We start from the raw sequence: 6985 nt of genomic DNA, 5'->3' as shown, positions 1-6985 counted from the left end.
GCCGGCGGCCCGGGCGCCGCGCGCCCCCGCGACGACGGGGTGCCCCGCGCCGTCGGCGGCCCCGGCGGGCGGGCGGGGGAGCGCGTCGAGGAGGCCGGCGGCGCCGCCGCCGAGGTCCGTGCCGAGCAGGGCGAGCAGCTCCGCGGGCGCGGGGACCCCGACCGCGACGGCCGGCGGCAGGGCGAAGGAGGCGGCACCGCCCAGCGTGGCCGGCTGCGCGACGGCGGCGAGCGCGACGTCGATGCGGGCGCGCACGAGCCGGCGCCACCACCCCGTGCGCGCCAGCTCGACCTGCAGCGTGCGGCGGTCGAGCCGCAGCTCCAGCACCCCCCGCTCCGCACCGCCCGGCATCCCGCGCCCCTCTCGTCCGCTCGCGCGGGGCCGCCCCGCGTCGCCGGCCCCGACCGCCGGCCGCGGGTGCGGACGGCGCCCGGCGGGGCCTTGCCCTCCTGTCGGCCGGGCCCCCCCGCACGACGAGGGACGCCGGCCGCGGTCACCCGGACGCGGCGGCGGCGTCACCCCCGCGACGCGCGGCTCACCCGCCGCCCGCCGCACGCGCAGCCGTTCCCGGTGCGGTGCCGTCGGCGCACGTCAGCGGCCCGGCGGGGCCGGACGGGGGAGCCGGCACGGGCAGGTCCGGCCGCTGCCCGGCACGTGTGGGTGCCCCGTCCTACGCTCGCCCGGTGGCACCCCGAGGCACCACCGCAGCCCCGTCCGCCCCTGCCGCGCCCCCGCGCGCCGCGCGCCGGTTCGCGTCCGAGACGGCCCTCGGCCGCACGCGGCGCGCCCGGCGCATCGACCGCGCGCTGGGCGAGCGCTACCCCGACGCGCACTGCGAGCTGGACTTCCGCGACCCGTTCGAGCTGCTCGTCGCCACGGTGCTCTCGGCGCAGACCACGGACGTGCGCGTGAACCTCACGACGCCCGCCCTCTTCGCGCGCTGGCCGGACGCCCGCGCCCTCGCCGCGGCCGACCCGGAGGCCGTCGAGGACGTCCTGCGCCCCACGGGCTTCTTCCGCGCGAAGACGAAGGCCGTCATCGGGCTCAGCGCCGCACTCGTCGAGCGGTTCGACGGCGAGGTGCCGCCCCGCATGGCCGACCTCGTGACGCTGCCGGGCGTGGGCCGCAAGACCGCCAACGTGGTGCTCGGCAACGCCTTCGACATCCCGGGCCTGCCCGTGGACACCCACGTGCTGCGCCTCTCCCGCCGGCTCGGGCTGACGGAGAGCGACGACCCGCTCGTCGTGGAGCAGGACCTCGGGGCCCTGGTGGAGAAGCGGGACTGGACGATGCTCTCCCACCGCCTCATCGTCCACGGCCGCCGCACCTGCCACGCGCGCCGGCCCGCCTGCGGCGCCTGCCCCCTGCTGCGCGACTGCCCGTCGGCGGGCATCGGCGAGCTCGACCCCGTCCGGGCGGCGGCCCTGGTGAAGTCGGGCCCGGCGGCGGCCGGCGGCGAGGACGGTGCGGACACGGGAGCGGAGCCGGCCCTCGAGGCGGCGGCGCCCGGCCTTGCGGACGCGGCCGAGGGTGCCGGCGCTGCCGACGCGGGCGCCGGCGGTGGCGAGCCGGGCGTCGAGGGGCTCAGCGCGGGACCGGGCTGACGCCCGGCAGCCACTCCAGCAGGAGGGCGGTGACGCGGTCGGCCGCCTGCTCGGGCAGGAAGTGGCCGGCGCCGGGCAGCACCTCGTACCGGTACCGCGGCCCGACGACGGCGGCCGCGTCCCGGGACAGGGGCGCCCGCCCGGAGGAGTGCAGGCCGTCGCGGGTGCCGTGCAGCTGGAGCACGGGCACCGGCGGGCTCTCCCGCAGCCGGGCGACGTACCGGGCGCCGTCGGGCCGCACGGTCGAGCGCACGAGCCAGCGCAGCTGCTCGAGCTGGGAGTGCGCGGCGAACGGCACGCGGGCGGCCCGGCGGTACGCCGCGAGCGTCTCGGGGTCGGGCCAGCCCGGGATGCCGCCCCACTCGGCGAGGACGTGCGCGACGAGATCGCCGTCGACCGCGGCACGCTCGGCGACCCCGGGCAGCTGCGCGAGGGCCAGCCGGCGCAGGGCTCCCGGCCGCACGTCCGCCAGCGGCACCCGGCGCAGGTCCAGGGGGTGCGGCGCGGACAGGGCGGCCAGCCCGTGCAGCACGCGCGGGTGGTAGGCGGCGACGCCCCACGCGACCTCGCCGCCGGTGCCGCACCCCACGACGACCGCGCGGTCCGCGCCGAGCGACCCGACCACGCCGGCCACGTCCGCGGACAGGGTGGGCACGTCGTAGCCCTGCGGCGGCTTGTCGGAGGCGCCGGTCCCGCGCAGGTCCATCGCTGCCACGCGGTAGCCCGCGGCGGCGAGCGCCGGGAGCTGGTGCCGCCAGGACCACCAGTTCTGCGGCACCGCGTGCAGCAGCACGACGAGCGGGGCGTCGTGGTCCTCGGGTCCGGCGACGGCCACGTGGAAGCGGGCGCCGTTCGCGGCGACGAACCGGTGGCGCCAGGGCCCCTCGACGAGGGTCGTCGCGCTGTCCACCGGGCTCACGGCCGCGAACCTACCGACCGGGGGCCGCGCCGGTCACGCCCCGGCGCCCGCACCGGTGTCAGGCGTCCGCCCGCGCCTCGGCACGGTCCTCCAGCGCCGCCGCCCGACGGTCCTTCGGCGGGTCGAAGCGGTAGCCGACGTTGCGGACCGTGCCGATGAGCTGCTCGTGCTCGGGGCCGAGCTTCGCGCGCAGGCGCCGGACGTGGACGTCCACGGTGCGCGTGCCCCCGTAGTAGTCGTAGCCCCACACCTCCTGCAGCAGCTGGGCGCGCGTGAAGACGCGGCCCGGGTGCTGCACGAGGTACTTGAGGAGCTCGAACTCCTTGTAGGTGAGGTCGAGCGCCCGGCCGCGCAGCCGCGCGGTGTAGCCGCCGGCGTCGATGGTGAGCTCCCCGGACGAGATCTCCTGGGGCGCCTCCTCGAAGACGGACGCCGCGGCCCGCTCCATGACCAGCCGGAAGCGGGTCTCGACCTCGGCCGGCGTCGCGTCCACGAGCACGATGTCGTCCGCGCCCCACTCGGCGGTGACGACGGTGAGGCCGCCCTCCGTGAGGACGAGCACGAGCGGGACGGTGAGCCCCGTGGCACGCAGCAGGCGGCACGTGGTGCGGGCGGTGACGAGGTCGCGCCGGGCGTCGAGCACCACGATGTCCGCGTCGGGGGCGTCGACGAGCGCGGACGGCTCGACCGGGAGCACCCGGACGCGGTGGGACAGCAGCCCCAGGGCCGGCAGCACCTGGGCGGAGCCTCCGGACGCGGGGGTGAGGAGCAGCAGATCTGCCACCGGGCACCTCCTGCCAGCGAGTGGCGCCAGGCTACCGCCCCGGCGGGCGCCCACGGGCCGCCGGGGCGCGTGCCGCTCGTCACCTGCCGTTCATCTGCGAGAATCCTGGCCGTGACGTCCGTGGCCACCCCTACGTCGTGCCCGGGGGCGGCAGGCCGGGCCCGCCGGGCGGCGCGGACGACGGGACGCGCGGCGTGACCTCCGCCGACGGGCCCCTCCGCCCCGACCGCGGGCCGGACCACGGCCCCGACCACGGCTCGGACCGCACCCCCGCCCGCACACCCGGTCACACACCCGTCCCGGGGGACCGGCCCTCCGCCCCGCGGGCCCACCTGCGGCCGGTCGTGGGCGTCGTCGGCGGACTGGCCCTCGCCGCCGCCGCGACGGCGGGCCCGGCGGCCGTGGCGGCGGCGGCGCTGCTCGTCGTCGGCGGGCTCGCCCTCGGCTGGGGGGCCGTCGCCGACGTGCCGCCGGGTGCCCGGGCGGGCGCGGGCGCGGTCACCGCCCTGGCAGGGGCGGGCGCCGTCCTCGCGACCGCGCTCGCGGGCACCGGTCCCCACCTGCGCCCGGCGGCCCCCGTCCTGGCGGCGGCGGTGCTCGCCGCGTTCGGCGCGCAGATGCTCCGGCGCGACGGCCGCACCCGCCTCGTCGAGTCCCTCGCCGCCACCGTGACCGGTGCCGTGCTGGCCGTCGCCGCCGCGGGCTGGGTCGCGTCCGCCCGGGCGCCCTCCGGCGCGGAGCTCGTCGCGGCCGCGGGGCTGGCGCTCGCGGCGGCGTGGGCCGTCACCCTCGGACCCGTCGCCGGCCGCCTGCCGGCCCGCGCCGCGGTGCTCGCCGCCCCCGTCGCCGGTGCGGCCGCCGGGGCGCTCGTCACCGGGTCCGCCGTGGGCGGCGGTGCCGGCGTGGTGGCGGGGCTCCTCGTCGGGGTGGTCGCCGCCCTGCCGGTGACGGCGCTGGCCGCCGCGGTGCCCGCGGGGGTCGACGCCCGCTCCCGGCGCGCGGCGGTCGCGCTGGGCGCCCTGCCCGTCGCCGCGGCAGGGGTCGTCGCCTACGCGGTGGGCCGGCTCCTCGTCGGCTAGGACGGCCCACGGCCCACAGCCGGGTCCGCCCCGGCGGCACCCGGTCCCGGGTCCGTCGGAGGATCCCGGACCCCCGGTCAGTAGACGAGCGCCTGCGCGTCGGGGGCGAGCGCCTCCTCGACGAACGTGGCGGCCCCGGCGATCCGGGCCCCCTCGACGAGGTCCGCCGGCCCCAGGTCGCGCCGCAGGGCGCACTGCGTGCACACCGTGAGGCGGCCGCCGGCGAGGACGGCCGCGACGAGGTCGGGCACGGGCACGGCGTGCGGCAGCTCCACGGCGCGGTCGCGGCCCGGGACCGCGAACCAGACGGCGTCCCCCGTGAGCCAGAGGCTGACGTCGACGCCGGCGGCGACGGCCGTGGCGGCGACGGTGAGCGCCTGGTTGGCGGCCTCCGGGCGCTCGGGCCCGGCGGTGCACTTGACGACGAGGGGACGGGTCGCGGCCACGCGCCCACCCTAGGGGCGGGCTGTGACGGCGGCGGCCGCGCCCGGGGCCGGCGGGCGGTGGCGGGCGCGCCCGGTCGTTACCCTGGGCGCATGGGTGCCCTGGAGATCTTCTACATCGGCCTGCTCCTGGCGGCGACGCTCGCCATCGCGTGGATCGCGGGCCTCGTCGTGTGGCGGCTGTACAAGGGTCAGCGCTGACGATGACGTTCGTCCTGCCCGAGGGGCTCGCGCCCGAGGTCTACCCCCTCGCCTGGCTCGTCGGCCGCTGGGAGGGCCCCGGCGTCGTCGGGTACCCCGGCATCGAGGAGTCGACGTTCACGCAGACCGTCGAGTTCGACCACGACGGCGGCCCGTACCTGCGCTACCGCTCGACGATGCGCCTCGTCGTGCCGCCGGACGACGCCGCGGCGCTCGTCGACGGGGCGTCCGACGAGGCCGGTGCCGGGACGGGGACCGCGGCGGGCGCTGCGGCACCGGCCGGCCCCGCGGCCGAGCCCGAGGCTCCCGTCTGGACCACGGAGACCGGCTTCTGGCGCGTCCCGCCGGAGCGCCCCGAGGACCTGCCCGAGGACCAGCACCCCGTCGAGGTCCTGCTCGCCGACGCCTCCGGGCACGTGGCCCTCTACGTCGGCGCGGTCGGCAAGGGGCGGATCGACCTCGTGAGCGACGTGGTCGCCCGCTCCGCGACGGGGGCCGAGGTCACGGCCTCGAAGCGCCTCTACGGGCTCGTCAACGGCGAGCTCATGTGGGCCAACGACCTCGCGGCCTTCGGGCAGCCCATGCAGTCCTACGCGTCGGCCCGGCTGGCCCGCGTCCCCACGACGGAGGCCTGACGTGACCACGACCGGCGCAGGCGCAGGGACCGGGACGGCCCCCGGAGCAGCACCCGGCACGCCCGGCGGCGTCGGACCCGTCGCCGCGGTGGTGGTCGGCGGCCCCGCAGCCGGCGCGGGCGCGGCGGGCACCGACGGGCAGGCCCCCGTCCGCCGGAGCCCGCTGCTCGCCCGCCGGGGCGCGGTCGCGGCCGGCGGGCCCGACGCGGGCGTCGCGTGGCACTACGGCGACCCGTCGGCGGAGGGTCGCGCGCTGGCCCGCGGCGGCGCCGTGGCGGACCAGTCCCACCTCGGCGTCGTGCGCGTCGCGGGCCCGGACCGGCTCACGTGGCTGCACTCCATCACCTCGCAGGACCTGGCGACGCTGCCGCTGCACACCTCGACGGAGTTGCTGGTGCTGGACCCGCACGGCCACGTCGAGCACGCGGCCGGGGTCGTCGACGACGGCGAGGCCACCTGGCTCCTCACGGAGACCGCCCCGGCGCTCGCCGCGTGGCTGGACCGGATGCGCTTCATGATGCGGGTCGAGGTGACGGACGAGACCGACGCGTTCGCGGCGCTCGGCGAGCCCGTCGACGCGGAGGGAGCCCCCGGCGAGCCGGTCACCTGGCGCGACCCGTGGCCCCGCACGGCGGCCGGCGGCACCCGCTACGGCCCGCCCGACGAGAGGCACCCCGGCACCGACCGGGCCTGGCGCCTCGTGCTCGTGCCCCGCGCCGACCTCGTCGAGGAGGTGCGCCGGCGCGAGGCCGCGGGCTGGACGCTCGTCGGCACGTGGGCGACGGAGGCCGACCGGGTCGCCGCGTGGCGCCCCCGGGCGACCCGCGAGGTCGACCACCGCACCATCCCGCACGAGCTCGACTGGCTCCGCACCGCCGTGCACCTGCACAAGGGCTGCTACCGCGGGCAGGAGACGGTGGCGCGCGTGCACAACCTCGGCCGGCCGCCGCGGCGCCTCGTCGCGCTGCACCTCGACGGCTCGGGGCACCTGCTGCCCGAGGCCGGCGCCGTCGTGCGGACGCAGGACGGGCGCGAGGTCGGCACCGTGACGAGCCTGGCCCGTCACCACGAGCTCGGGCCCGTGGCGCTCGCCGTCGTCAAGCGCTCCGCGCCGGGCGACGAGGAGCTGCGGGTCGACGCCGACGGCGGGCCCGTCAGCGCCGGCCAGGAGGTCGTCGTGCCGGCGGAGGGCGTCTCCGCGGACCGGCCGGCGCCGCGCGGGCCCGTCGCGCGCGGCCTCGGCGTCCAGCCCGGCCGGTGACGCCGGCCGCCGGACGGTGACCGGCCCCGGACCCGGCCGTCCCCCGCGCCGCCGGGGCA

Annotated in this window: 6 protein-coding genes and 2 pseudogenes; 4 read left to right on the top strand and 4 right to left on the bottom strand. The window is 79.8% G+C overall.

From position 1 onward, the window contains the following. A pseudogene (locus EJA20_RS17615) lies at window positions 1–351 on the bottom strand (hypothetical protein); the annotation flags it as partial. Window positions 352–794: 443 nt separating this feature from the next. Here EJA20_RS17615 and nth point away from each other — a divergent pair. After that, a pseudogene (gene nth, locus EJA20_RS17610) lies at window positions 795–1433 on the top strand (endonuclease III); the annotation flags it as partial. A gap of 151 nt (window positions 1434–1584) precedes the next feature. On the opposite strand, the gene EJA20_RS17605 reads toward nth, so the two are convergent. Together EJA20_RS17605 and EJA20_RS17600 are read right to left on the bottom strand one after the other, a co-directional pair. Next, window positions 1585–2523 (bottom strand): alpha/beta fold hydrolase, encoded by a 939-nt coding sequence (locus tag EJA20_RS17605; RefSeq protein WP_129339825.1) that lies wholly within the window; start codon window positions 2521–2523, stop codon window positions 1585–1587. Window positions 2524–2581: 58 nt separating this feature from the next. Next, window positions 2582–3307 carry a winged helix-turn-helix transcriptional regulator gene (locus tag EJA20_RS17600; protein WP_129339824.1) on the bottom strand — a complete coding sequence of 242 codons (726 nt, stop codon included), beginning with the start codon at window positions 3305–3307 and terminating at the stop codon, window positions 2582–2584. Window positions 3308–3501: 194 nt separating this feature from the next. Here EJA20_RS17600 and EJA20_RS17595 point away from each other — a divergent pair, with 194 nt between their 5' ends. Continuing rightward, a complete protein-coding gene (locus EJA20_RS17595) occupies window positions 3502–4386 on the top strand; it encodes a hypothetical protein (RefSeq protein WP_129339823.1) in 885 nt (294 codons plus the stop codon). 77 nt (window positions 4387–4463) lie between these two features. Here EJA20_RS17595 and EJA20_RS17590 read toward each other — a convergent pair whose 3' ends face one another. Continuing rightward, window positions 4464–4832, bottom strand: a complete 369-nt coding sequence (locus EJA20_RS17590; protein WP_129339822.1) for a DsrE family protein — start codon at window positions 4830–4832, stop codon at window positions 4464–4466. A 200-nt stretch (window positions 4833–5032) separates the two neighbouring features. Between EJA20_RS17590 and EJA20_RS17585 the strand changes: the two genes are divergently transcribed. After that, the gene (locus EJA20_RS17585; RefSeq protein ID WP_129339821.1) at window positions 5033–5665 is read left to right on the top strand and encodes a heme-binding beta-barrel domain-containing protein; all 633 of its coding nucleotides are present in this window, start codon (window positions 5033–5035) and stop codon (window positions 5663–5665) included. Between the two features lie 163 nt (window positions 5666–5828). Then, a complete protein-coding gene (ygfZ, locus tag EJA20_RS17580; protein ID WP_240675626.1) occupies window positions 5829–6926 on the top strand; it encodes a CAF17-like 4Fe-4S cluster assembly/insertion protein YgfZ in 1098 nt (365 codons plus the stop codon). Window positions 6927–6985 lie beyond the last annotated feature (59 nt).

This window comes from Cellulomonas endophytica (genome assembly GCF_004123805.1).
Lineage (GTDB): Bacteria > Actinomycetota > Actinomycetes > Actinomycetales > Cellulomonadaceae > Cellulomonas > Cellulomonas endophytica.
The sequence above is the reverse complement of the archived record's forward strand: the minus strand, read 5'-3'. Positions and strand labels throughout refer to the sequence as shown.